Source organism: Herbaspirillum autotrophicum, assembly GCF_001189915.1.
Lineage (GTDB): Bacteria > Pseudomonadota > Gammaproteobacteria > Burkholderiales > Burkholderiaceae_D > Herbaspirillum > Herbaspirillum autotrophicum.
This window is the reverse complement of sequence record NZ_LFLS01000020.1, coordinates 43,359-70,049: the sequence shown is the minus strand read 5'-3', so window position 1 is coordinate 70,049 and position 26,691 is coordinate 43,359. Positions and strand designations below refer to the sequence as shown.

Annotated in this window: 26 protein-coding genes and 1 other RNA gene; 10 read left to right on the top strand and 17 right to left on the bottom strand. The window is 57.5% G+C overall.

Going from position 1 to position 26,691, the window contains the following annotated elements; genetic code table 11:
• The first annotated feature begins 54 nt into the window (after positions 1-54).
• The 4 genes from AKL27_RS16265 to AKL27_RS16255 all read left to right on the top strand — a co-directional run bounded on the left by AKL27_RS16265 (position 55) and on the right by AKL27_RS16255 (position 5,406).
• Complete coding sequence (locus AKL27_RS16265) at positions 55-3,756, top strand: DUF748 domain-containing protein (protein ID WP_050463939.1); 3,702 nt, start codon at positions 55-57, stop codon at positions 3,754-3,756.
• A gap of 27 nt (positions 3,757-3,783) precedes the next feature.
• Positions 3,784-4,146: a transfer-messenger RNA gene (gene ssrA, locus AKL27_RS27230) on the top strand.
• 682 nt (positions 4,147-4,828) lie between these two features.
• The gene (locus AKL27_RS16260) at positions 4,829-5,011 is read left to right on the top strand and encodes a type II toxin-antitoxin system HicA family toxin (protein ID WP_050463938.1); all 183 of its coding nucleotides are present in this window, start codon (positions 4,829-4,831) and stop codon (positions 5,009-5,011) included.
• A gap of 8 nt (positions 5,012-5,019) precedes the next feature.
• Entirely contained in the window at positions 5,020-5,406 is a 387-nt protein-coding gene (locus AKL27_RS16255) for a type II toxin-antitoxin system HicB family antitoxin (protein WP_050463899.1), read from the top strand.
• 32 nt (positions 5,407-5,438) lie between these two features.
• Here the strand turns inward: AKL27_RS16255 and AKL27_RS16250 are convergent, their stop codons facing one another.
• The 3 genes from AKL27_RS16250 to AKL27_RS16240 are packed head-to-tail and all read right to left on the bottom strand — an operon-like array spanning position 5,439 to position 7,156.
• Complete coding sequence (locus AKL27_RS16250) at positions 5,439-5,813, bottom strand: cupredoxin domain-containing protein (RefSeq protein WP_232311009.1); 375 nt, start codon at positions 5,811-5,813, stop codon at positions 5,439-5,441.
• Positions 5,814-5,815: 2 nt separating this feature from the next.
• The gene (locus AKL27_RS16245; protein ID WP_083439101.1) at positions 5,816-6,763 is read right to left on the bottom strand and encodes a metallophosphoesterase family protein; all 948 of its coding nucleotides are present in this window, start codon (positions 6,761-6,763) and stop codon (positions 5,816-5,818) included.
• 45 nt (positions 6,764-6,808) lie between these two features.
• On the bottom strand, positions 6,809-7,156 hold the full coding sequence (locus AKL27_RS16240; protein WP_198155989.1) for a c-type cytochrome: 348 nt from the start codon (positions 7,154-7,156) through the stop codon (positions 6,809-6,811).
• A 192-nt stretch (positions 7,157-7,348) separates the two neighbouring features.
• On the opposite strand from AKL27_RS16240, the gene AKL27_RS16235 reads away from it, so the two are divergent.
• Together AKL27_RS16235 and AKL27_RS16230 are read left to right on the top strand one after the other, a co-directional pair.
• Complete coding sequence (locus AKL27_RS16235; RefSeq protein WP_050463897.1) at positions 7,349-7,927, top strand: sigma-70 family RNA polymerase sigma factor; 579 nt, start codon at positions 7,349-7,351, stop codon at positions 7,925-7,927.
• The gene (locus AKL27_RS16230; RefSeq protein ID WP_050463896.1) at positions 7,914-8,762 is read left to right on the top strand and encodes an anti-sigma factor family protein; all 849 of its coding nucleotides are present in this window, start codon (positions 7,914-7,916) and stop codon (positions 8,760-8,762) included. Before AKL27_RS16235 ends, AKL27_RS16230 begins: the two co-directional genes overlap by 14 nt.
• On the opposite strand, the gene AKL27_RS16225 is transcribed toward AKL27_RS16230, so the two are convergent.
• The 4 genes from AKL27_RS16225 to AKL27_RS16210 are packed head-to-tail and all read right to left on the bottom strand — an operon-like array spanning position 8,748 to position 12,826.
• Positions 8,748-10,070, bottom strand: coding sequence for an amidase (locus AKL27_RS16225; RefSeq protein WP_050463895.1), 1,323 nt, complete (start codon positions 10,068-10,070; stop codon positions 8,748-8,750). The genes AKL27_RS16230 and AKL27_RS16225 overlap by 15 nt on opposite strands.
• Positions 10,067-10,987, bottom strand: coding sequence for an allantoinase PuuE (locus AKL27_RS16220; RefSeq protein ID WP_050463894.1), 921 nt, complete (start codon positions 10,985-10,987; stop codon positions 10,067-10,069). Before AKL27_RS16220 ends, AKL27_RS16225 begins: the two co-directional genes overlap by 4 nt.
• Positions 10,980-11,471, bottom strand: a complete 492-nt coding sequence (locus AKL27_RS16215) for an ureidoglycolate lyase (RefSeq protein ID WP_050463893.1) — start codon at positions 11,469-11,471, stop codon at positions 10,980-10,982. The genes AKL27_RS16220 and AKL27_RS16215 overlap by 8 nt, the downstream gene beginning before the upstream one ends.
• A 2-nt stretch (positions 11,472-11,473) precedes the next feature.
• A complete protein-coding gene (locus AKL27_RS16210) occupies positions 11,474-12,826 on the bottom strand; it encodes an MFS transporter (RefSeq protein WP_050463892.1) in 1,353 nt (450 codons plus the stop codon).
• Positions 12,827-12,989: 163 nt separating this feature from the next.
• Here AKL27_RS16210 and AKL27_RS16205 point away from each other — a divergent pair, with 163 nt between their 5' ends.
• Entirely contained in the window at positions 12,990-13,928 is a 939-nt protein-coding gene (locus AKL27_RS16205) for a LysR family transcriptional regulator (protein ID WP_050463891.1), read from the top strand.
• Between the two features lie 18 nt (positions 13,929-13,946).
• Here the strand turns inward: AKL27_RS16205 and AKL27_RS16200 are convergent, their stop codons facing one another.
• The gene (locus AKL27_RS16200; protein ID WP_050463890.1) at positions 13,947-14,501 is read right to left on the bottom strand and encodes a hypothetical protein; all 555 of its coding nucleotides are present in this window, start codon (positions 14,499-14,501) and stop codon (positions 13,947-13,949) included.
• Between the two features lie 589 nt (positions 14,502-15,090).
• On the opposite strand from AKL27_RS16200, the gene AKL27_RS16195 reads away from it, so the two are divergent.
• From AKL27_RS16195 to fnr, 3 genes are all read left to right on the top strand, one after another.
• A complete protein-coding gene (locus AKL27_RS16195) occupies positions 15,091-15,702 on the top strand; it encodes an OmpW/AlkL family protein (protein ID WP_050463889.1) in 612 nt (203 codons plus the stop codon).
• 155 nt (positions 15,703-15,857) lie between these two features.
• Positions 15,858-16,922: a fatty acid desaturase gene (locus AKL27_RS16190; protein WP_050463888.1), complete on the top strand. Its 1,065-nt coding sequence runs from the start codon at positions 15,858-15,860 to the stop codon at positions 16,920-16,922.
• A 128-nt stretch (positions 16,923-17,050) separates the two neighbouring features.
• A complete protein-coding gene (gene fnr / locus AKL27_RS16185) occupies positions 17,051-17,812 on the top strand; it encodes a fumarate/nitrate reduction transcriptional regulator Fnr (protein WP_050463887.1) in 762 nt (253 codons plus the stop codon).
• 12 nt (positions 17,813-17,824) lie between these two features.
• Here fnr and AKL27_RS16180 read toward each other — a convergent pair whose 3' ends face one another.
• The 9 genes from AKL27_RS16180 to AKL27_RS16140 all read right to left on the bottom strand — a co-directional run bounded on the left by AKL27_RS16180 (position 17,825) and on the right by AKL27_RS16140 (position 26,685).
• Entirely contained in the window at positions 17,825-18,388 is a 564-nt protein-coding gene (locus AKL27_RS16180) for a FixH family protein (RefSeq protein ID WP_050463886.1), read from the bottom strand.
• 37 nt (positions 18,389-18,425) lie between these two features.
• Entirely contained in the window at positions 18,426-19,838 is a 1,413-nt protein-coding gene (gene ccoG / locus AKL27_RS16175) for a cytochrome c oxidase accessory protein CcoG (protein WP_050463885.1), read from the bottom strand.
• The gene (gene ccoP, locus AKL27_RS16170; protein ID WP_050463884.1) at positions 19,825-20,778 is read right to left on the bottom strand and encodes a cytochrome-c oxidase, cbb3-type subunit III; all 954 of its coding nucleotides are present in this window, start codon (positions 20,776-20,778) and stop codon (positions 19,825-19,827) included. Before ccoP ends, ccoG begins: the two co-directional genes overlap by 14 nt.
• Positions 20,771-20,971, bottom strand: coding sequence for a cbb3-type cytochrome oxidase subunit 3 (locus AKL27_RS16165; protein ID WP_050463883.1), 201 nt, complete (start codon positions 20,969-20,971; stop codon positions 20,771-20,773). Before AKL27_RS16165 ends, ccoP begins: the two co-directional genes overlap by 8 nt.
• Positions 20,972-20,973: 2 nt before the next feature.
• Positions 20,974-21,588: a cytochrome-c oxidase, cbb3-type subunit II gene (gene ccoO / locus AKL27_RS16160; protein ID WP_050463882.1), complete on the bottom strand. Its 615-nt coding sequence runs from the start codon at positions 21,586-21,588 to the stop codon at positions 20,974-20,976.
• Positions 21,585-23,051 carry a cytochrome-c oxidase, cbb3-type subunit I gene (gene ccoN / locus AKL27_RS16155; RefSeq protein ID WP_050463881.1) on the bottom strand — a complete coding sequence of 489 codons (1,467 nt, stop codon included), beginning with the start codon at positions 23,049-23,051 and terminating at the stop codon, positions 21,585-21,587. Before ccoN ends, ccoO begins: the two co-directional genes overlap by 4 nt.
• A gap of 97 nt (positions 23,052-23,148) precedes the next feature.
• A complete protein-coding gene (ccoS, locus tag AKL27_RS16150) occupies positions 23,149-23,373 on the bottom strand; it encodes a cbb3-type cytochrome oxidase assembly protein CcoS (RefSeq protein WP_050463880.1) in 225 nt (74 codons plus the stop codon).
• Positions 23,342-25,909, bottom strand: coding sequence for a heavy metal translocating P-type ATPase (locus tag AKL27_RS16145; protein ID WP_083439094.1), 2,568 nt, complete (start codon positions 25,907-25,909; stop codon positions 23,342-23,344). The genes ccoS and AKL27_RS16145 overlap by 32 nt, the downstream gene beginning before the upstream one ends.
• Positions 25,906-26,685, bottom strand: a complete 780-nt coding sequence (locus AKL27_RS16140) for a sulfite exporter TauE/SafE family protein (protein ID WP_050463879.1) — start codon at positions 26,683-26,685, stop codon at positions 25,906-25,908. The genes AKL27_RS16145 and AKL27_RS16140 overlap by 4 nt, the downstream gene beginning before the upstream one ends.
• Positions 26,686-26,691: the final 6 nt, after the last annotated feature.

Here is a 26,691-nt window from a genome sequence, read left to right as displayed (position 1 = left end):
ATGAAGGCGCTTGCACAACACAGGTAAACGACCTTCTTCAGCAAGGAAATGATCATGGTCAGTCAAACCCGTCCTGCGTGGCAACTGCGTACTCTGCGCTGGAGTGCCTACACCATCGCCGGCTTGCTGTTACTGGCACTGGTCAGTTGGCTGGCGTTGCCGCACTTCGTCAAGAAGATCGCCATTGAGCAGACGCAGGAAAAAATCGGCCGCAAGATCGCCATCGGCGACGTCAATTTCAATCCCTTCATTCTGGCGCTCAAGGTTTCCGACTTCGTCCTCTACGAACCGGATCAGACCACGCCGGCCTTCAGCGCCAAAAGCCTGACCGTCAATGCTTCCTCGACTTCGCTGTTCCGGCTTGCCGCGGTGCTCGATGAAGTCAAACTGGAATCGCCCAATCTGCATGTAGTGCGACTGAGCGCCGATGGCATCGGCCGCTATAACTTCTCCGACATCATCGACCGCATTCTGGCGCTGCCCAAGACCGAAGGCTCGACCTCGTTTTCGCTGTCCAACGTGCAGTTGCAAAACGGTGCCATCGTGTTCGATGACAAAGTCACCGGCAAACAAATCGATATCAAGGCGCTCAACATTGGCGTACCGGTGGTCTCCAATTTTCCGCGCAGCATCGATACCTTCGTGCAACCGAATCTGTCTGCCACCATCAATGGTGCGCCATTTGCACTCAAGGGCCGCAGCAAACCATTTGCCGACTCGCTGGAAACCACACTCGGCATTGATATCGACAAACTTGATCTGGTCAGCTACCTGCCGTTCGTGCCGGTGGCGCTGCCAGTCAAACTGCAAAGCGCCAGGCTGTCGACCAAACTGGACCTGAGCTTCAGCCGCAGCGCCGATAAACCGCAAATCGGACTGGCCGGCGATATCAATCTCGACGATCTGTCGGTACAAGACAAACAATCCGCACCACTGCTGAAAACCCGCCATCTCAACGTCAAGCTCGGCAAACTGGATGTCTTGAAAGCCAGCGGCCTGATTGATCAGGTCTCGATCGACAGCCCGGAAATCTGGGCCGCAATGAACAGCAAGGACGAACTGAATTGGGCCGCACTTGCCGGCAGCAACAGCACAACCAAAACTGCGCCGGCAAAACCGGCAGTTGCGGCACCGGCAGCATCTACCGCGCCGGCCGCTCCGGCGGCAGCCGCCGCACCGACCCAGGCAGCAGCGACGCCGGCAACGGCAACCGCACCTGTTGCTGCACCGGGCATCGTGCTGACCAAGCTGACCGTTCGCGACGGTATCGTGCACTGGAGTGATGATGCCAATGCCGCGCCGCGTCAGAATGTTTCGCTCGGCAAACTGACTGTCGATGCCGAACAGATTTCCACTGCCGCCAATGCCAAACCGGCGACCGTCTCCTTGTCGGTGATCGAAAATGACAAAGGCACGATCAGCTTCGCCGGTCAGGTCGATCCGCTGAAAGCCAACGTCGACGGCAAGATCACGCTGAGTGGCATTGAACTGGCGTCATATCAAAACTATGTCAACCGCTCGTTGCGCGCGGCACTGAGCGGCAAAGTCTCCGGCGAAACCGAAGCCAAAATGAGCGGTGGCCAACTGGCGCTCGGCAAACTGAATGTACAAGTCGAGCAATTGAAACTGGCCCCCAAATCCGGACCGGCCCTGACCGTCAAGAACATCGCTCTCGACAATGCCTCGCTTGATCTGAGCGCACGCAAAGCCAGCGCTGATGCACTCCGCGTCAGCGGCATCAATGGCGATCTGCGCCGCAATACCAAAGGCGAGCTGAATCTGCAAGACATGTTGCCGCCAACCGCGGCCACCAAAACCGAAGAAAAGTCTGCGCCCAAGAGCACCACAAAATCCGCTGCTGCTACTGAATGGCAAGCACGACTGCAAACCTTCTCGATCGCCGACAGCGTGGTCGCGTATGAAGACAGCAGCGTGACACCGGTGCAAAAAATTCGCGCGGAAGGCATCAACCTCAAACTGGAAAATCTGTCGAGCCTGCTGGATCAGCAAAGCAAACTGTCGCTGCAAACCAAACTCAACAAGAACGGCAAGCTGACGGTCACGGGTCAGACCGCGCCGCATCTGAAGAATGTCGATCTGATGCTGGACGGGCAAAATATTCCGATTGCGCCATTCCAGGCTTACTTCACCGAGTTCCTCAATGTCACGCTGACCAGCGGCACGCTCAGCGCCAAGGGCAAGATTGCCATGGTGCCGCCGGTAAACAAGCAAACATTGGCACTCAATTACAACGGCTCGGCCAGCCTCAACAATTTCCGCATTCTGGACAAACTCTCGGCAACCGATTTCCTGCGCTGGAAAACTTTGAATCTGAGCGGCATCAATGCCAAGATCGGCGGCAAGCCGCTGATCACGTTAGACAAGGTCGCACTGTCCGACTTTTACGCGCGCGCCATCCTGTCCGACAAGGGCAAGCTCAATCTGCAAGACATCGTCGTTTCGAAGACGCCGCCGACCGTCCCCGACAACGCCCCACCACCGGTCACCGTTGCCAAGACCACGACGTCATCGGAACCGGTGACGCCGGCAGCGCCTGATCCGAATGCACCGGTGATCCGCATCGGACAGATCGCACTGCAAGGCGGCAACATCAATTTCACCGATAACTTCGTCAAGCCCAACTACAGCGCCAACATGACCGGCATGGGCGGCACCATCGGTGCGATTGCTTCGGACAAACCGGAACCGGCACCAATCGATTTGCGCGGCAAGATCGACAACGACGCACCGCTGCTGATTTCCGGCACGCTCAATCCGCTGTTCAAGCCGATGTTCCTGGATATCAAAGCCAGCGCCAGCGGCGTCGAACTGCCACGCCTGACACCCTACTCCACCAAATACGCCGGCTACCCGATCACCAAGGGCAAGCTGTCGATGGATGTGTCTTACAAAATCGAAGATGAAAAGCTGGTCGCACAAAATGACGTGCGCATCGACCAACTCACTTTCGGTGATCGCATCGACGGCCCGGACGCCACCAAGTTACCGGTGATGCTGGCAGTGGCGCTGCTCAAGGATCGCAACGGCCAGATCAATCTGAATCTGCCAATCTCAGGTTCGCTGTCCGATCCGCAGTTTTCGATTGGCGGCATCATCATGCGCATCTTCGTCAACCTGATCGTCAAGGCAGTTACGTCACCGTTCGCGCTGATCAGTTCGGCATTCGGTGGTGGCGAAGAACTGAGCTACGTTGAGTTCGCACCAGGCAGCGCGGCATTGACACCGGCCATCACCGGCAAGCTGGACTCCATCACCAAGGCCCTCGATGATCGTCCAGCCTTGAAACTGGATATCATCGGCCGCGTTGACCCCAACGTCGATACCGAAGGCCTGCGCCTGACCAGCCTGAACCGAAAAATCCGCACGCTCAAGCGCAAAGACATGATCGGCAACGACGATGACGGCACCGGCCCGATGAAAATGAGTGACGCTGAGCGTAACAAGTATCTGGAGAAGGTTTACAAAGACACCAAGTTCGACAAGCCACGCAATGCCATCGGCTTCGCCAAATCGCTGCCGCCCGAGGAAATGGAAAAGTTGCTGATTGCCAATACCGAGGTCAAACCGGAAGACTTACGCACCCTGGCACTGGCCCGCGCCGATGCGGTACGCGGCTATCTGGAACAGCAAGGCAAGATCTCGCTGGAGCGAATTTTCCTGATCGCGCCGAAGCTCAATGCCGACGATATCAAGGACAAAAGCCCGACCAGCCGCGTCGACTTCTCGCTCAAATGAGATATCGGCTATAATGCACTTCTGCATGGGGCCGACTTGGTTTCGACGTGGGTTGCAAAGCAGCGCAGGGCATACCGAGGCCTGACTACCTCGTAAATACAATCAGACAAGATATAACTGCAAACGATAACTCGTACGCACAAGCGGCTTAATACCCGCTTGCTCTACACTACTTCTTCCTTGGGGTAGGCTGGTCAAACAGCAGTAGAGTCATTTACAAGGAATCGTCTTGACCCGGGTCACTTGGTTCAAGGCTAAATCTAAGGTGACTCGCCTTAACGAAGCGTGCGCGTCCGCGTCGTTCGGGTTAAATCAAATGGCAGCGCTAAGTATGTAGAACTGTCTGTAGAGTGCTTGCGGACGCGGGTTCGATTCCCGCCGGCTCCACCACCAATACAAAAGGTCACGCGCAAGCGTGGCCTTTTTTATTGGTTACTGACCTGCAGAATCGATCCCGCGGGACGCGGGGCAAGGCCGGGGTTGCGTGAAGCATGCTTCACGCCGGCCGTGCCAGTGGGGCTTGCAAGCCCCACTGCGGGAGATTCCCGCCGGCTCCACCACCAATACAAAAGGTCACGCGCAAGCGTGGCCTTTTTTATTGGTTATTGACCTGCTGAATCGATCCCGCGGGACGCGGGGCAAGGCCGGGGTTGCGTGAAGCATGCTTCGCGCCGGCCGCGCCAGTCGGGCTTGCAAGCCCGGCTGTGGGGGATTCCCGCCGGCTCCACCGCCAATACAAAAGGTCACGCGCAAGCGTGGCCTTTTGTATTGGCGCATCGTCCTCCTCCACTTGCTCTCGCTATCCGGCGCAAATCGGCAGCACATTCAGGCAAAAAAACTGACTCAAACAAATCCATTGCAGAAATACAACCATTGTCATTACGATCAGCATCCGACCGGCATCCATTAAAAATGTTTCATTTTGGAAATATATTATTAAAATGACTAGTTGATTGATATCAGATCCGGACCTGCCAGCCATGACGACACAGACAAATCAGCGCACCTTAAAAATACACAAAACAACACAATTCAATTGTAATTGCGCGGCGCTGTGTGTAGAGTTACACAAGTGAACAGCGCCCAGATCATCAGGCAACTGAGGGCTGCGGGATGGGAGCATGTCACCACGCGTGGCAGCCACTGCAAATACAGGGATCCGATGACCGGGAAATCAGTCATCGTCCCGCATCCCAAAAAAGATCTGCCCCAAGGCACCGTGAACGCCATCCTGAAACAAGCTGAATTGAAATAAGGTATCCGATGTTATATCCGCTCTATGTATGGAAAGAAGACAGCAGTGCTTATGGCGCGAGCTTTCCTGATTTTCCCGGGGTGTATACGGCGGCCGACAAACTCGAACAATTGCCCGCAATGGCGCAGGAAGCAGTCGAGGCAATGTACGAGGGGGAGGCCAGAATTCCCGATGCATCATCAATCGAGTTGTGGAAAGATCATGCGGACTATGCCAACGGGTTCTGGATGCTGGTATCGATTGACCGCGCCAGGATCAATACCCGGCCAGTGCGGCTGAATATTTCATTGCCCGAAAGTCTGCTGCATGACATTGATGCGTTCGCCAAGTCGCATCACATGACACGTTCCGGTTTTCTGGCCAAGGCTGCATTGAAGGCAATGGAGCAACAGTAAGACACGCCGTCAGGCAGTCGACAGTGGCAACATCAGGGCGTCACGATAAGCACGCCGTTCATTTCTTCATGGCCGCTGCCGCAAAAGTTGTCGCACAAAAATGTAAAACGTCCGGCTTCGGTCGGATGCAATTCCACCCTCGTCATCTTCCCCGGCGGGATATCCGAACGGACATGGAACGCCGGAATATTGAAGCCGTGCACGAAATCCAATGCCGTCAGCTCCAGGATGATGTGCTCACCTTTGCTGACGGTAATTTCATTGGGCGTATAGCTGAATTTTCTGGCCTGTATGCCGATGACGCGCGGCTTGGTTTCGCCTTCCGGAGCGCCCGACTTCGCTGCGCCCAGATACAGCAACGCAACGCAGCCGGCCAGCGAGCGCTGCAGTACAGATCGCCTGGTCATCATCATGATCCCGCCCGAGTGACTGGAAACTCCTGAAGAGCGTAGCGTTTTGCATCGACGTCAGCCTCGACTTCCCTGAAACCAAGTCCCTTGTTTGGCATCGCGCTGTCCCAGGGCAATGGCGTGCGCTTTTCCTGCGAGCCCGGTGCCGGCAGCGGGAAAATCAGCGACCTGGCTGCGTGATGGGCAATGTGGCCGGTCTGATGATGATGCTCCTGATGGATGTGTCCGTAAAACACTGTCACATTGGCATACGGCATGAGCATGGCAATTGCCTTGTCGCCGTCGCGTGTGGCCCAGTCCCATTGCGGCGCCAGGTCAAACAGCGGGCGATGCGTCAACACCACGATGGGCGCATCTTGTGCTTGTGTTGCCAGATCGCTGGCCAGCCACTCCAGTTGCGCGTCGCCGATACGCGCACCAGGATCGGAAACATTATCGACGGCAATGAAGTGCACGCCTTTATGATCAAAGGAATAATGCGTTTTGCCAAAATACTCCTGAAACGCGGCACCGTTATCGAGCGCGGCATCGTGTTCGCCGGGCATGAAATACACCGGCGTCACATCCAGCCGGGCAACAATGGAGCGAAACTCCGCCATGCGCTGGCGGCGCTCCTTGGGATCGTCGGTGGTATGGGTCAGGTCCCCGGTAAAGACGATGAAATCCGGCTTGACCGTCAGCGCATTGACCGAAGCCACCGCTTTTTTGAGGGTATTCGCCGCATCCGGATTCGGCGGCCCGCTGAACCCCCAGTGTGCATCCGACAATTGAACAAAATAGAAATCGTCGTAAGCTGCACCCGTTGCTTGCGCTCCCGCCATGTTTGCGGCGGCTGCGCCCCCATACAAACCGGAAATGAATACCGCGCCGCCGCCCACTGTTGCCAATTGCAAAAATTTTCTCCGGTCGATCATGTCGCTCTCCTGTGACAGGTTGACGTTACGCATTGCGGTCTTGCACAACACTTGCCGTTCAGCAAAACTTGCATCCATTCATTTGGCGCCCGTGGCAATGCTCAGATAACTGATCAGATCGGCGCGGTCTTGCGCAGACGCCACGGAAAATCCCATTTTTTGTCCCGGAATCAGTTTTTCCGGATCGGCCAGCCATCGATCCAATGTGGTTGCCGTCCACACCATGGATGCCGCCCTGAGCGCCGGCGAATAGTCGTAATTCGCGGCACTGCCAGCCTTTCTGCCAAGCAGGCCTTTGTGTGCCGGACCAACACCGTTGTAATCAATGGAATGGCAGGCCATGCACATGTTTTGATACAGCATCTGCCCCCGTGCCGCATTGCCCCCGGCAACGGTCGCCAACGAAAGGCCGCACAAGATCGCCATAACGGCCATACTGGAGTAAGGTTTCATTGCACTCCCTTTGCTCTGTCGCTACACGGTCGCAACCGTTTTTCGTTTCCTGCAATTTGTATAACCCCGTCCGGCGCAACAATATTCCGGATATACATTTTTAATTTCAAGCGGGAATAAAAGGCGCGCAATCCGCGTCTTCTGTCTCAGACACGGATAATCGCAATGGATGGCCATTTGAACGATACCGACAGAGCACTCCGCTTCGAACAGGATGTGGTGCCGCATTTGCATGCGGCATATAACCTGGCGCGTTGGCTGACCCGCAACGATGCCGACGCCGACGATATCGTGCAGATGTCGTTCGTACGCGCATTCCGGTTTTTCGACAGTTTTCGCGGTGGCAATGTACGGGCGTGGCTGCTGACCATTGTCAGGCGCACCTACTACAGTTCGCTGCGTGATCACCGCCATGAAGACGATGACATCAGTTTCGACGATGCTTTCCACAGCAGCACCGATGCCACCGGCGACGGTGCGCCCTTCAATGCCGGCAGTCATCCGGAGAGCATTGCCGTCAGCCATGACACCCAACGCCTGGTCAATCAGGCGCTGGAACAGTTGCCGCGCGCGTTTCGCGAAATTGTGGTGCTGAAGGATCTGGAGGATTTTTCGTACAAGGAAATCGCCGAAATTGCAGACATACCGATCGGCACCGTGATGTCGCGTCTTGCGCGCGGCCGGAAATTGCTGGCGGCCTTTCTGCGACAACACAATCTGGGAGGATCAGATGGATTGCAATGAATCCCGAGAGCAAATATCGGCCTATATCGACCACGAACTGACGCCGGCTGCAGCAGCCGACATCGCTGCTCATCTGGCATCGTGCGACGCCTGCCGGCAACAACGAGACAATCTGCTGCAGCTGCGCGCGACGGTCCGCGCCAACGCAACCAATTTCACCGCGCCGGCCAGTCTGCGCGCCAACATTCTCGATGACATCCGGACCAGCCGCCGGCCACCGGGAAAATCCAGCCAAGCAGGCATTACCGGCGGCCGGACGATTGCCGGCTGGCTGCCGGCATTCAGCACCCGCCAATGGGCCAGAATCAATCTGGGCATCGCCGGTATCTGCTCGCTGGCATTTGTCGCGATGCTATCGCTGTATTTGCAGACGCCCTCCGCTACTGACCTGCTGCAACAGGAAATCATCGCCGCCCACTATCGTTCATTGCAGGTCGATCATCTGGCCGACGTCGCCTCTTCGGATCAGCATACGGTCAAGCCATGGTTCAGCGGCAAGCTCGATTACTCACCGCCGGTGACCGATCTCGCGCCGCAAGGCTTCGCTCTGATCGGTGGCCGGCTCGATTATCTGGATCGCCGGCCGGTAGCCGGACTGGCCTACCGCCACGGCAAACATTTGCTCAATCTTTTTGTCTGGCCGGACGAACCCGGATTTCGGGTTCGCCAGGAACTGAGTTCGGTGCATGGTTTCCTGCTACTCAGTTGGACACATGCCGGCATAGCGTATACGGCAATCTCGGACATGAATTCACATGACTTGCTTGAATTCAAAAATCTGCTGTTGGCACAATCGGACAAAGAGGAAAAAGAACCGGCGTCAGCATCCCGCTAGATGATCGACAGCAGAATCAGTCGCGGCACACAGCACACGCTCGATCACCCTGCCGGTTTCCAGCAACCGGTAATCCGCTGCCATCGGTGCAATCAACTGCACACCCAGTGGCAAATTGGAATTCTCGCTGCATCCGCAAGGCAAACTCAGACATGGCACCCCGAGCGTACTCCAGGCCCGGTTGAAAACTGAACTGCCGGTGCCGTCTGTCGCCAATGGTGCCGCACCGGGTGCGCTATAGGTCATCAGCAGATCGAATCCGTGCATCGCTTGCGCCAGCATTTCTCGGCCCCGGCCGACCTTGACCAGCGCATTTTTATACTCGCTTACCGTGATGCTGTGTCCGCGCTCGATCAGGTCACGCGTCTGTGGTGTCAGCTTCATGCGTGACCGTTCATATTCGGTGCGCAATGACGATGCGGCTTCGAATGCCATGATCAGGCGATTGATTTCCGCGAGTGCCGCCATCTCTTCCAGAGGCAAGCTTATCGGCCCGATGTTGAAACCGTTTTCCGACAACAGACTGCGTGCCATCAGCAAGCTTGCACGCGCTTCGGCACTGGCTTCGGCATCATGCGGGCCGGGAAACCACGCCATGCGCAAGGACGGCGGCGGTGATGCAGAGATTGACGGCACGGGAAGATCGGATAGCACCGGCAGTATCAGCGCAATGTCATCGACGCTGCGGGCGTGGATACCTGCCGTATCGCTCGCCGGTGCCAGCGCTTTCATGCCGGTGCTGTCAATGCTGCCGTAACTGGGCTTGAAACCGGCCACGCCGCAATACGCCGCCGGGCGGATGGTGGAACCGCCGGTCTGTGAACTGATGGCAACCGGCACCATGCCCGCCGCCACGGCGGCTGCCGAACCACTCGATGAACCGCCGGGCGTATGCGCCAGATGATGCGGATTGCGGGTGGGTCCCGGTGCCGCATAGGCGAACTCGGTGGTAACGGTTTTACCAGCAATCAGCGCACCGGCTGCACGCAAGCGTCGTACCAGTTCGGCATCATGCGACGGCAAATGGTGACGATACAATTCCGCGCCATACGCCGTCGGCATGTCGGCGGTATCAATGATGTCCTTGATGCCGATCAGTACGCCTGCCAATGGCAGCGTGTGATCGACATCGGCCGCCGCGCGCATGACTTGTTGCGGATTGCACCACGCCCACGCCTGTACCGACGGTTCCAGTTGCGCCACGCGCTCCATGCAGGCAGTCGCGATCTCGGTCACGTTGCATTCTCCTGCCTGCACGCTGGCATGCAGCTCGATGGCGCTGCAACGCCACCATGGCGTTGCCGTCATTTGGCAAAGGTCGGCGGATGCTGGCTGCGCCAGTGTTCGGCAATATCGGCACGCCGGCATACCCAGACGTCTGGCTTGGCCGCGACATAGTCCAGAAAGCGGGCAAAGCCGACCGCGCGTCCCGGATGGCCTGCCAGTCGCAGATGCAAACCGACGGACATCATCTTCGGTGCCACTGCACCTTCCTCATACAACATGTCGAACGAATCGCGCAGGTATTCAAAGAAGTCATTGGCAGTCGCCATGGCACCGCGGCTGAACTTGCCGTCATTGTTGGCCAGGCTGTACGGAATCACCAGATGCGCGCGTCCCTGCACTTGCGTCCAGTAAGGCAGTTCATCGTTATAGGCATCCGCGTCATACACAAAGCCGCCATGTTCCACCAGCAAGCGGCGCGTGTTGACCGTGGGCGCATAGCGGCAATACCAGCCGATCGGCGGCTTGCCAATGCTGCGTGTGATCGAATCGTAGGCGGCCCGAATTTCTGCGGCCTCTTGTTCGGCCGTCAGGCGCTGCGCACGAATCCAGCGCCGGCCATGGCTGCAGACATCGAAGTCGGCGTCGCGAATGGCTTGCGCCACTGCCGGATTGCGTTCCAGCGCCAGTGCCGTGGCAAATACCGTGGCCGGCATCCGGCGCTGTTCCAGCAAGCGCATGATGCGCCAGATACCGACACGGCTGCCGTATTCGAACATCGATTCGGCCGCCAGGTCACGACCGTCAAAGCCGCCGGAGCCGCCTTCAGTCAGGCCCGATTCGGTTTCGGCGTCGCCATCGTCGAACGACATTTCGGAACCTTCTTCATAGTTCAGTACGATATTGAGCGCCAGCCTGGCATTGCCTGGCCAATGCGGATGCGGCGGTGTTTTTCCGTAGCCGACAAAATCCCGCTGCAAATGTGCATCGCGTTCATCCATGCTGATGACCTCCTGACAATATGACTTCTACCGGCCGTGAGATGTGTTCGATCACGGTATCGTCCCCGCGCCCGGTATTGCCCATGATCACCACCACTTCATTAGGGCCGTCGAGCGAGCTGAAAGTATAGTGCCACACCTTGGGCAGATAGCTCACGCCCTGCCCGCCTGCCGTCACGAAGGCGCGCAAGGTCGACAGGTCCGGCTTGCCATCGGCGCCACCCAGCGCCACCACGACCAGGCAGCGACCGGATTGCATCGGCACAAAGGTCTGCGCCGAATAGGGATGATTTTCCATGACATCGATCAATACCGCCGTCTCGCTGCAACGGGGCAACCGGTTCACCCATAATTGCGGCGCGATATCGGGATAAGTCGCAAACTGTACCGCGAAATCATTGCGCCGCTGATCGGTTTTATTTTCCAGCAATTCGCCATAAGCGGCGAAACTCTCAACACTGATCGGTTCTGCTGCAATCTGCATTTTCAAGCCTTTTCCAATGCGCCGATAGAGGTGCGACTTACCGATGTTGTTGAAGCCTGAAACAGCGCGGTACGCCGGAACAACAGCATGCAGACAATCCCCAGCACCATGAATCCAAAGAAGATATAACCGGTGGCGGCGAAGCTGCCGGTGGTCTGGCGACTCCAGCCCAGCAAACTCGGTGCCACCACGCCCGACAGATTGGCCAGCGAGTTGATGAAGGCAACCGCAGCGGCGGCAGTCGCGCCAGTCAGCAACGAGGTCGGTAAACTCCACAGCACGACGTTCGATGCATACACGCCCATGGCGGCGATGATCAAACCCAGCATGGCGGCCATATGCACGTCCAGCGTATTCGACAGCACCACAAAACCCACGGCAGCCAGCGCGAACGATCCGATCAGATGCCAGATCCGCTCCCGCTTGGCATCCGAGTGACGGCCCCACAACACCATCGCAATCGCGCCAAACAGATACGGCACGGCACTCAGATAGCCGACCACGGTATCGCTGTAACCGAAACTCTTGATGATCTGCGGCAGAAAGAACGCAATGCCGGTGGTGCCGAACACGATACAGAACAAGGTCCCGCCCAGCAGCAGCACAGCCGGATTGGTGAATGCCGTCGACAGTTTGTAGTCGCCGCTGGCGTCGAGTGCCTTGCGTTCGGTTTCCATGATGACTTCGAGGCGCTGCTTTTCATCGCTGCTCAACCAGTTCACTTCGCTCGGACGATCTGCCAGCAAGCGCAGGCAGACAAAACCGAGGATCAGCGCCGGAAACGCTTCGATGATGAACATCCATTGCCATCCGCGCAAACCGCCGATGCCATTCATGCCGTCCAGAATCAAGCCGGAAATCGGACTGCCGATCAGTCCCGACAAGGGAATTGCCACCATGAACACGCCCGTGACGCGGGCCCGGTAACTGATCGGAAACCAGCGGCTGAGGTACACCATGATGCCCGGGAAGAAACCCGCTTCCGAAACGCCCAGCAAGAAACGCAAAATGTAAAAACTCTTTTCGCCGGTGACGAACGCCATGCACAAGGAAACGATGCCCCAGGTGATCATGATGCGCGCAATCCATACCCGGGCGCCGACACGTGCCAGTATCAGATTGCTCGGTACCTCGAACAAGAAATAGCCGATGAAAAACATGCTGGCGCCAAAGCCATAGGCGATGCTGGACAAACCGATATCGGCATTCATTTGCAGCGAGGCGAATGAAATATTGACGCGGTCAAGATAGGCCACGAAGTACAACAACATCAGAAATGGAATGATCTTCCACATCAGCTTCTTCATCAGCGCTGCATCAAAAGCGCTGCCCTCATTTACGGATATCGGATTCATGGCGTTCCTGTTTTGATGGAAGGAGAAAAGACACGCGTGCCCGCAAACGCAGCGGCAGTGCGCGAATCGGAACGCAAAGCAAGCGTTCTGGCGCCAATTTTAGAGACCCCGATATAATAGTCAACTATTAAAAATATCGTCATATCTATCAGGTTTGGTTATTATGAATTTACGCCTTTTGAATATCTTCCGTGCCGTGATGAGCACCCAGACCACAGTTGGTGCAGCACGCAGTCTGGACATTTCACAACCGGCCGTCAGTAACGCCATTCGTCAACTGGAACAGGATCTCGGTTTTGAATTATTCAACCGGGTCGGCAATCGCCTGGCGGCCACCGAAGAAGCCAAGGTATTGCTGGCGGAATCGGACGCCATGTTTTTGTTTTCCAGAAAACTCGATGACATCGCCGAAGACCTCAAGGAAAATCGCGTGGGCCGCATCCGTGTGACAGCCACGCCTCAGCTCGGACACACCGTGTTGCCGGCGGCGATCCAGCGCTTCCTGTTGCAGCGACCAAAAGTGAAAGTGCTGTGCGACGTCATCGATTCGCACAAGGTGATTGAAAGCGTGGAAGCATCCGCCACCGACTTTGGCCTGGCGATTGCACTGGAGCCTGAACTGAGCGATGTGCTGAAGATGGTATTGATGACCGACATCGAAATGGTATGCATATTACCGGCCGCACATCCGCTGGCCGACCGCACCACCATTGGTCCGCAAGATTTACGCTCGCATCCGCTGATCGCACTCGAAAGCTCCGCACGGCTGAGCCCCATGGTCAGGGCCGCGTTCAGTCATGCCGGCGTTCCCTATCGGGCGGCGGTCGAAGTACGTTATTCGGAAACCGCTTGTCTGCTGGCCCGCTCCGGCGTCGGCGCAGCGGTGGTGGATTGGTTTTCGGCCAGCACATTTCTGCATGACCCGGGAGTCAAGATCATCCCGTTCCGGCCGCAGATCATGGTCAATGTGTGGGCCGTATTTTCCCGCGCGCGTGCGCCTTCCCGTCTGGCCTATGCGCTGCTGGAAGAGATCAAGCAAAGCATCAACGAATTGATGGAAGCACAACATGCGCCCGGGACGGCACGGACACGCAAGCGCTGAGACGCACCAAGCCGGCAGTCAGATATCGTTATCTGGTGCCGGTCGCTGTTGCTGAGGTGCTTGTCCGGCTTTCCAGCGTTCGTAAATGATGCCGTTGGCCTGGGAAAGTATGCCGTCAACCTTGCCCATGACGTCGCGCAAATTGGCCAGATCGATAATTGCCGCATGCACGAACAAAGGCCGGCCTTTGACATCAACCGGATGGCGGAATACCGTAGCCGAGGTGTCATGCTGAATGAATTCGCGGACCAGACGCGCGGTTTGCACCAAGCCTGGCTGGGCATCACCCGGCAATATCTTGACCAGGAATTCATTGAGTTCCTGCCACAGCTCCACCACGCGATGATGCGGCAGCACGGCACGCCGGTCATCAAGCAACAGACGGGTCATCTGCAAACTGTCTTTGATGCTCAGTTCCAGATACTGGCGGTACAGATAAACAATGGGATATAGCGCGCTCTCCTGATTCGCCGCGCCTTGCAAGGTTTGGGCAATCAACAGATCGGCCGCTTCGCGAAACGAATCGGCGTAGCGATTGCGTTTGCCGTCATGCAAACCGGTGCTGCCGGTCACGTCTGTTTCTCTCCAGAAAAATAAAACATCGCTCGCGCTCGGAGAATCCGGCAAGGGAGTGCGGGAAGCGAAGAGACTGTCTTCGAATGAGGGTCTCGTCATGGTCTGCATCTTCCGGTTACGAAATACCAAGATGAATTTAACACAAGACTGATGCCGTCTGCTGAGCCCGGCTTTTCCGGTGTACTTGTCATTCGCGATCACCTCGCCGGGCACGCCGTATCACTCAGGCAATTATCGTTATCAAAACCATCACGAAAGCTTCTCAATCGGTGGTGAAAGTCCGCCTCTGTTGAACGCCATTGGCGGCATTTCCGTTGCCGCTCACCGGCCGGGGTTCGGAGTTACCGTGCTCTGGAATACCGGCTGTTGCCGCTGTCATTGACCAACAATCAGGCCACCGTGCCGGACCTGTGATCAGCATCCACCTCCCCTTCCAATCTGACAACGCACTTGCCGGCGCTGCAACACCTGGCGTCATCAGATTTGTCATGCACACCGGTGATCGCCTGTTTTTTGATCGACATCAATGTCACGATCGGCGCGTCGTCGTACCTTGTGATGGTCTTGCAACCAACACCATCACATCATGAAAAAAGCACTTCTCATTGCCGGCGTCATCGCCTTGTCCACTGCATCCGGTTTCACTCAGGCACAGGAAAGCCCATGGCTGGTCCGGGTGCGCGCCGTACATATCAATCCAGCCGACAAATCGGATCCGGTCGGTGGCGTCGGTGCATCGGATCGTCTTACCGTCAGCTCCAAGACGATTCCCGAAGTCGATATCAGCTATTTCTTCACGCCCAACTGGGCAGCAGAACTGATCCTGACTTACCCGCAAAAACATGACGTCTATCTGGACGGCAAATCCATCGGCACGTTCAAGCACCTGCCGCCGACACTGACTTTGCAATACCACTTCACACCGCAATACAGTTTCAGCCCTTACGTTGGCGCCGGCATCAACTACACCCGCATCTCCAATGTCGATCTGCTCAACGGCGCAGCCACACTGGATAACAACAGCTTCGGCCTGGCGCTGCAAGCGGGTATCGACTACAAGATCGATCGTCACTGGCTGGTCAACTTCGACATCAAGAAAGTGCAGATCCGCAGCGATGTCAACACTGCCGCCGGCAAGATCAGCAACGTTCAGGTTGATCCATGGCTGATCGGTGTCGGCGTCGGCTATCGCTTCTGATCACTGCCTGTCAGTCATCTTCCGGCCAGTGCGCGCTGCCAGCACAGCGCGTACTGGTCCGACGTTCATCGCAAGGATATCCATCCTGACCATTTCCCATACCAATGCCTGATACCCAACTCTCTGCTTCCGTTTCCATCCCGCCGGATACACCGATGCCACATCGCAAGGTCATTCGCTCATGGCTGCTGCCAATCTCCGAACGCAATACCGCACTGGCTTTGTTGCTGGTCGCTGTTGATCTGGTTTTATTTGCATTGGCCATCGGCGCCACGGTCTGGATCGCCAATCCCTGGCTCAAGACCGGCTTCGGCCTGATCGCCGGCTTCATCATCGGCCGCCTGTTCATCCTCGGTCACGATGCCTGCCATCAAAGCTATACCGTCCATCGTCGCCTCAATGTCTGGCTCGGGCGGCTGGTCTTCCTGCCGTCGCTGACGCCGTTCAGCCTGTGGCATACCGGCCATAATGTGGTGCACCATGGCTACACCAATCTGAAGGGTTTCGATTTCGTCTGGCAACCGCATTCACTCGAAGAGTTCCGTGCCTTGCCAGTCTGGCGGCGCGCATTGGAACGCATCTATCGCAGCGGCTGGGCGCCGTGGTTGTATTACTTCGTCGATATGTGGTGGAAGCGCATGTACTTTCCGTCGCGTCGCCAGATGCCGACCCGTCGCCGCGAATTTGTCGCCGACGGGATTCTGGTCACCTGCGCCGCATTGATCTGGATCGCGGCACTGACCTGGGCTGCCTATGCTACGGAACAATCAGTATGGCTGACGTTGTGCGCCGGATTTGTGGTGCCATTTCTGTTCTGGAATGCCATGATCGGTTTCGTTGTCTATGTCCACCACACGCATACCGGTGTCGCCTGGTATCAAAACAAGACGGAGTGGGCCGCAGCACAACCCTTCGTTTCCACTACCGTTCATCTGCAATTCAACTATCGCATCGGGGCCCTGTTGCATCACATCATGGAACACACCGCACATCACGTGGATATGGGTGTGCCGCTGTACCGGCTAAAACAGGCGCAGGCCTTGCTGGAGAAAAAATTGCCGGGCCGGATCGTGATTCAGAAATTTTCCTGGCGTTGGTATTTCGATACCGCACGCCGTTGCAAACTGTACGATTTTGATCGTTTGTGCTGGACCGATTTTTCCGGCAAAGCGACCAGCGAGTCACTAACGACACCAAGTCAGACCACAGCAACAATCTGATCGCAAGAATACAGTTAATTGTGCGAAGAAACGGGTGATTTATCGCCCGTTAGGCTCCCGTTCGTTCCTCGGATACCTTAAAATAGCGGCATTGAATTGCACCGCACAATCTGGCCGGGGAGCAGGAAATGAATCAGTCTTACTGCAGCGAAACTTCGCTGTCGAATTCACCGCTGTCGAATGCACACGTGGCGCACAATAGTTGTTCTTCGTGCGGCCTGCATCAGCTGTGTCTGCCGATGGGACTGGAAGAATCCGATATGCAGCGGCTCGACAAGATCATCGGCCGCCGCAAGGTAGCGCGCGACTGTCATCTGTATCGTATCGGCGACCGCTTCACTGCGCTGTATGCAGTACGTGTGGGACATTTCAAAACCTACCGCGCCAACCTCAATGGCGACCGGCAAGTCATCGGTTTTCAGATGAATGGTGAGTTGCTCGGCATGGATGCCATCGGCACCGACCAACATCAATGCGATGCCATTGCACTCGAAGACAGTGAAATCTGCGAGATCCCGTTTGCCCGGCTGGAGGAATTGTTTGTCGAGATTCCGACCTTGTTGCGCCATTACCATCGGATCATGAGCCAGGAAATCACGCGCGAACAAAGCGTGATCGTATTGCTCGGCAATATGCGGGCGGAACAGCGTATCGCCGCGTTCCTGGTGAACTTGTCATCACGCTATTTTGCGCGCGGTTATTCCGCCAATCGTTTTCTGTTGCGCATGACCCGCGAAGACATCGGCAATTATCTGGGACTGACTATAGAAAGCGTCAGCCGCCTGATCACCAAACTGCGCAAGGATGGTCTGCTCAAGGTCAACAACCGTGAACTGGAAGTGGTCGATTTACCGGCGCTAAAGCGGCTCGCCGCCGGCACCGACCAGTAACGCCCACCGCCGTCAATCGTCGGCGGCACTCCAGTCTTGCGCTTTCAGGTTGATCTGCGTTTGCGCGGGCAATGCCAGATTGCCGTGCAAACGCCAATTACGTTTTCCATCTTCAATCAGTACCCGCCAGCGTGCGTGATCCAGTGCAGGCACCGGCACACTGAAACGGCCGTCTGCCATCGGGTAAACAATCAGGCGGATATCCTTTTCAGGCAATGTCGGGTGCAACAACTGCAACTCCACCGCTCGCGGCAACGTTGAATTTCCAGTCGCCGCCGTCGGCTTGCTGTGCACGATGCCGTTGAGCTTGCCACTGCCGGCGTCGTAATTCAACCCGACCGTGATGCCTTGCCGCGAAGCTTCGCGGTCGCGACGCAAATCAAGATTGATGGCCTTGCCTTCCTTGTAATAATCATCCACCACCAAGGCGTCGGGCCGGCTGAACGCCAGCCAACCGGTATAGGTGCCGGCCACTACCACCACGGCCGGTCCCAGCATCAGCAGCCACGGCCAGCACTGGCGATACCACGGCGTTGAAGCGGGCTTGCGGGATGAAGACAAAACGTGTGCGGGCATGATAGATATCCGGCTGATGAGCGCTAAACCCGAAGGCTTAGCGCGGAATATAAAAGGCGGCTTTTTCAGAAGCCTTGTAACGCTCATTGTCCAGCGACTGCAAATCGAACACGATCTTGTTGGAACCGGGATGACCGATACCTGGCGGCACTCTGACACGCACCGGCAATGCCAGCGTTTCAGTCGCAGCCACCTCAACCACTTCCGGACTGGCCAGTGCAATGCCATCGACGCCGCTGACGCGAATACGATATCGATGCGCTGCTTCGTCGGTGTTGATGATTTGCAAGCGGTAGACATTTTCGATGATGCCGTCTTCGACTTCCCGCCCCATCACGCCGCGATCACGAATCACATCAAGCTTGAGCGGTATGCGAAACAGCAGCGTGCCGAAAAATGCAATCAGGATCAGCCACATGACGAGCGTGTAGATCACCACCCGCGGACGGAAGATGCGGCGCCGGATTTCTGCCATCGACAGTTTTTCCTTCATCGCATTTTCGGTGGCATAGCGCACCAACCCCGGTGCGCGTCCGATTTTTTTCATCACCGAATTGCAGGCATCGACGCAGGCGGCGCAACCAATACACATGTATTGCAAGCCGTCGCGGATATCGATCCCGGTCGGACACACTTGCACGCACAGGGTGCAGTCGATGCAATCGCCGCTGGCCTTGCCGACCGGTCCGCGTTGTTCACCGCGCTCGGCGTCATAGGTGATGATCAGCGAATCGCGGTCGAACATGGCGCTCTGAAAACGCGCATAGGGACACATGTACTTGCATACCTGCTCGCGCATCCAGCCGGCATTGCCATAGGTGGCAATCGCATAGAACACGATCCAGAACGATTCCCAGGGTCCGAGCGACCAGCTGATGACATCGCTCCACAAGGTGTGTATCGGCGAAAAGTAGCCGACGAAACTGAAACCGGTCCACAGCGCCAGCGCGCCCCACACCAGATGCTTGGCAAACTTGCGCGCCAGCTTGGACAGCGTCCATGACTGGCGGTCGCGACGCATGCGGGCGCTGCGGGTGCCTTCAATGCGATGCTCGATCCACATGAAGATTTCGGTATAGACCGTTTGCGGACAAGCGTAGCCACACCAGACCCGGCCGGCGACAGCGGTAAACAAAAACAAGGCGAATGCGCAGATGATCAGCAAGCCCGCCAGATAAATGAAATCCTGCGGCCACAGCACCAGCCCGAACAGATAAAACTTGCGCGCCGCCAGATCAAACAATACTGCCTGACGGCCGTTCCAGTTCAGCCACGGCAAACCGTAAAACAACAACTGGGTCAGCCAGACAAACAACCAGCGCAGACGCGTGTAGCGGCCATCGATCTGGCGCGAATAGATTTCTTCGCGGGCCGCATACATCTTGATGACTTGTACATCGTCATCGCCGCCGGCATTGCTGCCGGCGACCGTCGTGTCATCTCTTTTCATATTCACCGGTCTTGCTGTTGAAGCCGCTGTCAGTATTCGACAGACTCCAGACATACGCCGCCAGCACATGCACCTTCGGCTCACCGAGGAAGTCCTTGAATGCCGGCATGGTGTTGTCGCGACCCTTGCGGATGGTTTCCATGATGGTGTCAACACCACCGCCGTAGAGCCAGATCTTGTCGGTCAGATTGGGGGCGCCCAAGGCCTGATTGCCGGTACCGCCGGGACCATGACACGCCATGCAGGCGCCGAACTTCGACTTGCCGAATACCGCCTTGATCGGATCATGGCTGGAACCGGACAAACTCAGCACATAGTGCGCCACGTTCTTGACATCATCATCCGAACCGACTGCCGCGCCCATTGGCGGCATCACGCCATGACGGCCTTCCATGATGGTGGTCTTGATGATTTCGGGTGTGCCGCCGTGCAGCCAGTCGTTATCAGTCAGATTCGGAAAACCTTTGCTGCCGCGCGCATCCGAGCCATGGCATTGCGCGCAATAGGTCAGGAACAGGCGCTGACCGATGGCGTGCGCCTGCGGATCGGCGGCCACGGTTTTCAAATCCTGCTGCATGTATTGCGCAAACAGCGGACCGTATTGGGCATCGGCGGCTTTCAGCTCTTCCTTGTACTCACCGGTGGAGGCCCAGCTGAGTTTGCCGGCATACGAACCCAGTCCCGGATACAGCACCAGGTAACCGACCGAAAACACGATGGTGAGATAGAACAGCCACATCCACCAGCGTGGCAACGGATTGTTCAGTTCTGCCAGATCCTCGTCCCAGATATGACCGGTACTCGGATCAATTTTGCCGTCGGCAGTCCGGCGCACGGTACTGGTCGATTGCGACCACAATAGCAAGCCGCAGCCGACGATGCCGAGTACCGTCAGGACAATGATGAAGCCATCCCAGAAACCGCTGGTAAAGTCAGCCATGATGACGCTCCGCAGAAATGGAAGCGGCACCTGGCACGACTTCCGGTTCATCATCAAACGGCAACATCGCAGCGCGGTCAAAATCGTGCGCGCCACGGGTGACATACGTCCACCACAGGATACCAACGAAGGTGATAAAGCTGATGAGCGTGACCAGGCTGCGCACATCTGTCAGAAATTCGATTAACCGCATGATTACCTCTCCGCCTTGATCAATGTGCCCATTTCTTGCAGGTACGCGATCAGCGCATCCTGCTCGGTCTTGCCTTCCAGTGCCGCCGGCGCAGCAGCAATTTCCGCATCGCTGTACGGATCGCCCAGCCGTTGCAAGGCGCGCAGGCGCGGCACGATCTCTTGCGGATTGAGACGGCGCGTGGCCAGCCACGGATAACCCGGCATGTTGGATTCCGGCACCACATCGCGCGGATTATTCAAATGGGCGCGATGCCACTCGTCGCTGTAGCGACCGCCGACACGTGCCAGATCAGGCCCGGTGCGTTTCGATCCCCATTGGAACGGGCGGTCATACACCGACTCACCCGCCACCGAGTAATGTCCATAACGTTCGGTCTCGGCCCGGAACGGGCGAATCATTTGCGAGTGGCAGTTGTAGCAACCTTCCCGCACATAAATGTCACGCCCGGCCAGACGCAATGGTGAATAGGGCTTGAGGCCGTCAATCGGTTCCGTGGTCGACTTCTGGAAAAACAACGGCACGATTTCAGCCAGGCCGCCGACACTGACAACCAGTACCACCAGCGCGATCAGCAACCAGGGACTCTTTTCAATCCGTTCGTGGGTAAATTTCATGCAATTGCTCCGGAATCATTGAATGCCTGTGCTGGTTTGGCATGTGCATCGCGCATGGCGGGGATTCTGGCTTCCACCAGACGGCCGCCTTGCATGGTCTTGAACACATTGAATGCCATCAGCAACATGCCGCTCAGGTACAGTCCGCCGCCAAGGAAACGGATCACATAGTAGGGATAAGTGGCCTTGACGCTTTCCACGAAGGAGTAAGTCAGGGTACCGTCGCTGTTGACGGCGCGCCACATCAGACCTTGCATCACGCCGGCAATCCACATTGCAGCGATGTACAACACGATGCCGATGGTCGCCATCCAGAAATGGACTTCGATCATGTCTTTGCTCCACATCTGGGTCTTGCCGGCCAAGCGCGGAATCAGGTAATACATCGAGCCCATGGTGATGAAGCCGACCCAGCCCAGAGCGCCGGAGTGAACGTGGCCGATGGTCCAGTCGGTGTAATGCGACAAGGCATTCACGGTCTTGATCGCCATCATTGGACCTTCGAAGGTCGCCATGCCGTAGAACGACAGCGACACTACCAGGAATTTCAGAATCGGATCCGTGCGCAATTTGTGCCATGCCCCCGACAGCGTCATCATGCCGTTGATCATGCCGCCCCACGATGGCGCCAGCAGAATCAGCGAGAACACCATGCCCAGCGACTGGGTCCAGTCCGGCAATGCGGTGTAATGCAGGTGATGCGGACCGGCCCACATATAGGTGAAGATCAGCGCCCAAAAGTGGACGATCGACAACCGATAGGAATACACCGGACGTTCAGCCTGCTTGGGGATGAAGTAATACATCATGCCGAGGAAACCGGCGGTGAGAAAAAAGCCGACCGCATTATGCCCGTACCACCACTGGATCATGGCGTCTTGCACACCGCTGTAGGCGGAATACGATTTGGTCAGCGTGGCCGGCATGACCGCACCGTTGACGATATGCAGAATGGCGACGGCCAGAATGAAGGCGCCATAAAACCAGTTGGCGACATAGATGTGCGGCACCTTGCGCTTGAGCAGCGTGCCGAAAAATACAATCGCATACGCGACCCACACCACTGCCAGCAAGATTGCAATCGGCCACTCCAACTCAGCATATTCCTTGCCACGGGTATACCCGAGCGGCAACGTAATCGCTGCCAGCACGATCACCAGTTGCCAGCCCCAGAATGTGAATGCGGCCAGCTGATCCGAGAACAGCCGTACCTGGCAGGTGCGTTGCACCACGTAATACGACGTTGCGATCAGCGCGCTGCCACCGAAGGCAAAGATCACCGCATTGGTATGCAGCGGACGCAGACGGCCGAAACTGAGCCACGCGATGTCGAAGTTCAGTTGCGGCCAGGCCAGCTGCGCCGCAATGAACACCCCCACCAACATTCCCACCACGCCCCAGAAGATAGTGGCCACGGCAAATTGCCGGACCACCTTGTAATTGTAGAAAAGTGCTTTGTCCACCTAAGAGCCCCTTGTATCCGATAGTGGACCAAGCTTAGTTCTTAAGCGGTTGGCGATCCTTGATGTGAATCAAGCGCGCGCCAAACTGCAGAAAAAATCACGACAATTGTTGTTCGTGGGGCACGCGCGCCGCCTGATCGACACTGCCGTCGACCGGAGTTTCAGGCGCCGCTGCAACCACATTGTCGTCGTCATGCAGAATGCGCATGGCCGGACCGACCATATCGTCGAACTGACCACTGTCGGAGGCGCGAAAGAAAATCCACAGCGCGAAGAATACCGCCAGCGTGCTAAGCGGAATGAGCAGATACAGCGCTTCCATGCGGCTCCCTGGTCTGATCCGCCGCAGCGGTGGTGAAAAAAGTCCGCGTACGTCCGCGACCGCGCAGGCGCAGTGCGTTGCAAACCACGATGGCGGAACTGGCAGACATGCCGACCGCGCATAACCACGGATCGATCAAACCCATCGCAGCGGCCGGAATCGCCACCACGTTGTACAGCGTGGCCCAGGCCAGATTCTGGCGCATCACGCGCATGGTACGGCTGGCCGCAGCGGCAGTTTCGGCAAATGCCGACAACTGATCCTTGAGCAAGACCACGTCTGCATGGGCTTGCGCCAAGGCCGCACCGGCCCCCATGGCAAACGACACATCTGCGGCACGCAGCACTGCCGCGTCATTGATGCCGTCGCCAATCATCGCCACCACTTCGCCGTTCTGTTGCAAATGCCGTACGAATTCCAGCTTGCCCTGCGGCAAGCGCTCACCAATGGCATGCCCGATACCCAGACGACGCGCGACGACATCGACCACTGCCTGCCGGTCTCCGCTGAGCAAGATCACTTGCTTGCCATGCTGTTGAAACCACTGCACCGTGGCAGCGGCATCGGGGCGCAAGGCGTCTGCAATATCGAAACGCGCCTGCCAGCCATGCTCATTGCCCAGATAGACTTGGGTCGCCGCGCTGCTGCCGTCGTTGTTCAATGCCTGCGGCAACGGGGCGCGACACAAACCTTGCACAAAATCGCGGGTACCGAGCCGGTACGATATGCCCTCCACCTGCGCTGCCAGTCCGGCACCCGGCGTGGCGCATTCGGCACGGACCTGCACGGTACTCGCTGCGGCACCGGACGAAGCCTGAGCGGCAGCGATCAGCGCCTGGCCCAGTGGATGGGTACTGGATGCTTCCATCGCCGCCGCAATGCGGATACAGGTAGCGGCGTCCATGCCGTTGCCGGCGGCGGCCACCGTGGCGCAATGCAGTAACACGGGTCGTCCGCGCGTCAGTGTGCCGGTCTTGTCGAATACAATGACACTGGCGCGGTGCAGGGTTTCCAGAACATGTGCGCCGGCAACCAATACGCCTTCACGCAGCAGTCTGTCGGTGGTCGCTGCCAGCGCCGATGGCGTCGCCAGCGACAAGGCACACGGACATGACACCACCAGTACCGCCACCGCAATCAGCCAGGCGCGCGACGGGTCGTACCATTGCCAGAAACAGAACGTGGCGAATACCAACAGCAGCAACACCTTGACGAAACTGGCGGCAAAGCGGTCGGCGCGGCGCGCAATTTCCGGTTTGCCTGCACCCGCTTGTTGCGCCAGCAAGGCCAGTACCGCCAGCGTACTGGCACTGCTTTCCCGTTGTACCTGCAACACCAGCGGCTGCGACAGATTGACCGCGCCGCCTGGCACCAGGCTGCCGACAACACAGGCAGCAGGCCGGCTTTCGCCACTCAACAAGGACAGATCGATATTCGATTCGCCTTCCGCCACCACCGCATCTGCCGCTACCGCCTCGCCCGGACGCACCAGAATCATGTCACCGATCTGGAGTTGCGAGGAAGCCAGCACTTCCGTGGCGCGACTCTGCGGATACGCAGTCAGGCGCTGAGCCGAAGCAGGAAAAGCCTGATGCATGCGTTCCAGCGTTGCCGCCGATTTGCGACGCGCCGCCAGTTCCAGATAGCGGCTGCACAACAGCAAAAAGATAAACATGGTGACGGTATCGAAATACACGTCGCCGACATCGCGCACCGTAGCAATCACGCTCGCCACAAAGCCGACTGCAATCCCCAACGCCACTGGCACATCCATGCCGGCGCTGCCGGCCCTGAGATCGCGCCAGGCGCCTTTGAAAAACGGCAAGGCCGAATATGCGACTGCCGGCAAGGTCAGAAACAGACTGGCCCAGCGCATCAGCGCATGCATGTCGGCTTCGATGTCACCGGCGCCTGCCATATACACCGGAATCGCATACATCATGACTTGCATCATGCTGAGCCCGGCAACGAACAGTTGGCGAAACAAGGTATGCCGGTCCCGCCGGCGCTGCGCTTGCTGGCGCGCCGCATCGAACGGATAGGCTTGATAACCGATTGTGCGCAGGGCTTGCAAGATGCTGCGCAGGGAACACTGATCTTTGTTCCAGCGCAGCGCCAGTCTTTCCGTCGATACATTGAGCTGGGCCGATACCACACCCGGCATCCGTCCGACATGACGCTCGATCAGCCAGACGCAGGCCGCGCAGCGGATGCCATCCAGTGACAACAGGGCTTCACTGTCACCGTCCCGCGCAGCGCCGGCAGCAAATTCGCCTTGCGCTTCCATGCGCGCAATCATTTCCAGTTCCGGCGGCACCAACTCTGCGCCATCGGCGCGGGCCGGCAATTCGGTGCGGTTTTCGTAGTAGGCGGCGTTGCCGCTGGAGATGATCGCTTGTGCTACCGATTGGCAACCGGGACAACACATCGGGTGCGATGTGCTGCCCAATGTGACCGCCCAGCGACCGTCAGCGGCAGCAGCCGGCAACGCCTGGCCGCAGTGAAAGCATGCGATGTCGTCGGCGTGCGAACTCATGGCCGCTCCCGATCGAACCATTGCGGCGCGCTGGCATGCAGCGGCGTAATGCAAAATGCGTCAAGCCATGCCGATGGCGCGCCATTGACTGCACGCGCAATTCCCAGTAAGCCGAAGCTCAACACCACCAGCCCGGCCGCCAGCCGCACATTGCGGTTGGCGCTCCACTGCCGTACCCGCATGCCAAACATGCCGATCAACAGCAAGGTCGGCAAGGTGCCGAGACCAAATGCCAGCATCACCGCTGCACCGGATACGGCACTGCCGCTGAACATTGCCGTTACCAGCACGCTGTACACCATGCCGCACGGCAGCCAGCCCCAGATACCGCCGAGCGCCAGCGCCTTGAGCGAGGTATCCATCGGCAATAAGCGGCGCGCCGGTTTTTGCAGACGACGCCACAAACCCTGCCCCAATACTTCAACCTGCGCCAGCCCGTGCCAGACATTCATCAGCGACAAGCCGAGCGCCACCAGCATCAGATTGACCAGCCAATAACTCAACATCTGTACCTGCGTCAGCACACTGAACCAGCGCGCGCCTTCCACCAGTCCGCCGGCCAAGGCACCGGCCGTCGCGTAACTGGCGATGCGGCCGGTATTGTAAGCAAGGATTTTTTTACTATCGATCACGCTGGCCGTGACTGTGCGCACCGGCACCGGAAATGGTTTGCGTGGCCCGTCCGCTGCCGACAGCGCACTGACGATGCCGCCGCACATGCCGATGCAGTGCACGCTGCCCAGCAAGCCGACGATGAATACCGGAAGCAGATTCATGGGCGG

Coding starts and splice junctions, on each gene's coding strand:
- AKL27_RS16265 (WP_050463939.1), top strand. CDS start 55: ATGGTCAGTCAAACCCGTCCTGCGTGGCAACTGCGTACTCTGCGCTGG.
- AKL27_RS16255 (WP_050463899.1), top strand. CDS start 5,020: ATGTTATATCCGCTCTATGTATGGAAAGAAGACAGCAGTGCTTATGGC.
- AKL27_RS16250 (WP_232311009.1), bottom strand. CDS start 5,813: ATGACCAGGCGATCTGTACTGCAGCGCTCGCTGGCCGGCTGCGTTGCG.
- AKL27_RS16245 (WP_083439101.1), bottom strand. CDS start 6,763: ATGCGTAACGTCAACCTGTCACAGGAGAGCGACATGATCGACCGGAGA.
- AKL27_RS16240 (WP_198155989.1), bottom strand. CDS start 7,156: ATGGCGATCTTGTGCGGCCTTTCGTTGGCGACCGTTGCCGGGGGCAAT.
- AKL27_RS16235 (WP_050463897.1), top strand. CDS start 7,349: ATGGATGGCCATTTGAACGATACCGACAGAGCACTCCGCTTCGAACAG.
- AKL27_RS16230 (WP_050463896.1), top strand. CDS start 7,914: ATGGATTGCAATGAATCCCGAGAGCAAATATCGGCCTATATCGACCAC.
- AKL27_RS16225 (WP_050463895.1), bottom strand. CDS start 10,070: ATGACGGCAACGCCATGGTGGCGTTGCAGCGCCATCGAGCTGCATGCC.
- AKL27_RS16220 (WP_050463894.1), bottom strand. CDS start 10,987: ATGGATGAACGCGATGCACATTTGCAGCGGGATTTTGTCGGCTACGGA.
- AKL27_RS16215 (WP_050463893.1), bottom strand. CDS start 11,471: ATGCAGATTGCAGCAGAACCGATCAGTGTTGAGAGTTTCGCCGCTTAT.
- AKL27_RS16210 (WP_050463892.1), bottom strand. CDS start 12,826: ATGAATCCGATATCCGTAAATGAGGGCAGCGCTTTTGATGCAGCGCTG.
- AKL27_RS16205 (WP_050463891.1), top strand. CDS start 12,990: ATGAATTTACGCCTTTTGAATATCTTCCGTGCCGTGATGAGCACCCAG.
- AKL27_RS16195 (WP_050463889.1), top strand. CDS start 15,091: ATGAAAAAAGCACTTCTCATTGCCGGCGTCATCGCCTTGTCCACTGCA.
- AKL27_RS16190 (WP_050463888.1), top strand. CDS start 15,858: ATGCCACATCGCAAGGTCATTCGCTCATGGCTGCTGCCAATCTCCGAA.
- fnr (WP_050463887.1), top strand. CDS start 17,051: ATGAATCAGTCTTACTGCAGCGAAACTTCGCTGTCGAATTCACCGCTG.
- AKL27_RS16180 (WP_050463886.1), bottom strand. CDS start 18,388: ATGCCCGCACACGTTTTGTCTTCATCCCGCAAGCCCGCTTCAACGCCG.
- ccoG (WP_050463885.1), bottom strand. CDS start 19,838: ATGAAAAGAGATGACACGACGGTCGCCGGCAGCAATGCCGGCGGCGAT.
- ccoP (WP_050463884.1), bottom strand. CDS start 20,778: ATGGCTGACTTTACCAGCGGTTTCTGGGATGGCTTCATCATTGTCCTG.
- AKL27_RS16165 (WP_050463883.1), bottom strand. CDS start 20,971: ATGCGGTTAATCGAATTTCTGACAGATGTGCGCAGCCTGGTCACGCTC.
- ccoO (WP_050463882.1), bottom strand. CDS start 21,588: ATGAAATTTACCCACGAACGGATTGAAAAGAGTCCCTGGTTGCTGATC.
- ccoS (WP_050463880.1), bottom strand. CDS start 23,373: ATGGAAGCGCTGTATCTGCTCATTCCGCTTAGCACGCTGGCGGTATTC.
- AKL27_RS16145 (WP_083439094.1), bottom strand. CDS start 25,909: ATGAGTTCGCACGCCGACGACATCGCATGCTTTCACTGCGGCCAGGCG.
- AKL27_RS16140 (WP_050463879.1), bottom strand. CDS start 26,685: ATGAATCTGCTTCCGGTATTCATCGTCGGCTTGCTGGGCAGCGTGCAC.